The following is a 1,498-nucleotide window of genomic DNA, read 5'->3' as shown; positions in this document are numbered from 1 at the left end:
CGCAAGCTAGTTCTTGAAGCAAGAGCATCTTGCAGTGCTCTTGCCCGCCCCTTGCCCTGCGCTCCTCGGCACGGCCTCAAGGGGTGGGATACCCATTCGGGCCATTGCTTCGCTCGGCCTTCGACTGGCCAGTTTTCCCTGCCGGGAAAAGATGAGCTCCAGACCTTGAATGGCGTGCTTCTACGTCCGCCTAACTCCAGCTCGGCATCAGCTTGTCAAAGAACTACGGTAGGTACGCGCAGAGCGAGCGCACACATCAACTCATAGCCCACGGTCCCTGCCGCCTGAGCCACCTCATCGATAGGCAACAGCGCCCTTTTCGGGCCCTGCCCCCATAGCGTGACCTCACTGCCACAACGGGCCTGCGGCACGGGTGCAAGGTCGACCACCAGCATGTCCATGCTCACACGGCCCAGCGTTCGCGTACGAACCCCATCCACCAGCACTGGCGCGCCGGTGATCGCATGGCGCGGATAACCATCTGCGTAACCACAGGCCACCACGCCCACACGCATGGGGGTATCTGCAGTAAAAATCGACCCATAGCCAATGGTTTCGCCAGCTTCCAAATGGTTGATGGCGATTAACTTTGAAGACAAGGTCATGGTGGGTAGCAAGCCCCAGTGCGCGGCGTCATGCTGGGGGAAATCCGGCGACGAGCCGTACGCAGCAATACCTGGACGCACCCAATCGCCTCGAATTTCTGACTGCGAACCATAGCGCAAGGTGGCCGCACTGTTGCACACGCTGCGCTCACCCGGCAAACCCTCCGTGGCCCGCTGGAATCTGGCCCACTGATCTGCAATTCCGTTGTCGCCATCGGCGTCGCTGAAATGGGTCATGAGGGAGATTTCGTCCACCTGCGGTAGCGCACCCAGGCGGGCATAAGCCGCGCGATAGCGTTCAGGCGTGAAACCGAGCCGGTTCATGCCGGAGTTGAGTTTCAGGAAAACGCTCTGTGGCGAATGGGTTTTGTGCATGGCCAGCCAATCGATCTGATCGTCGTTGTGCACGACATGCCAAAGCTGAAGCCGAGAGCACAGTTCCAGATCGCGCGGCTCAAACACCCCCTCCAGTAGCAGAATAGGGCCGCGCCAACCGAGATCGCGCACGCGCTGAGCCTCATTGAGGTCTAGCAGCGCAAAGCCGTCAGCACCGCGCATTCCCTCGAAGGCGCGCTCAATGCCATGTCCATAGGCATTCGCCTTAACAATAGCCCACAGCCGCGCTCCAGGCGCTGCTGAACGCAAGCGCTCAAAATTGTGACGAAGGGCAGCAGTATGGATAGTGGCCTGTATGGGACGTGGCATGGGAAGTTTCTGAAGGCGGGCAGGAAGCGGGGAATTGATCCAATGCACCATTTTGGCATTCGGCGGCTAGTGTCGTGAGTTGGAAGTTCGTTGAAAAACAAATCTGTCGAAATCGGTGTCAGGCAAGGAGCAAACCGCAGTGATACCGAGTGGTATCGCGAGGAGTTGTGGGGCCGCCTAGGTGACGC

Annotated in this window: 1 protein-coding gene; it reads right to left on the bottom strand. The window is 59.3% G+C overall.

Annotated features, from left to right (window positions below; all coding sequences use genetic code 11):
- Window positions 1-215: 215 nt before the first annotated feature.
- Window positions 216-1,310, bottom strand: coding sequence for an alanine racemase (gene alr, locus G518_RS0126395; protein WP_028605038.1), 1,095 nt, complete (start codon window positions 1,308-1,310; stop codon window positions 216-218).
- Window positions 1,311-1,498: the final 188 nt, after the last annotated feature.

The organism is Ottowia thiooxydans DSM 14619 (assembly GCF_000422885.1).
Classification (GTDB): Bacteria; Pseudomonadota; Gammaproteobacteria; order Burkholderiales; family Burkholderiaceae_C; genus Ottowia; species Ottowia thiooxydans.
This window is presented reverse-complemented; position numbering and strand designations above follow the sequence as displayed.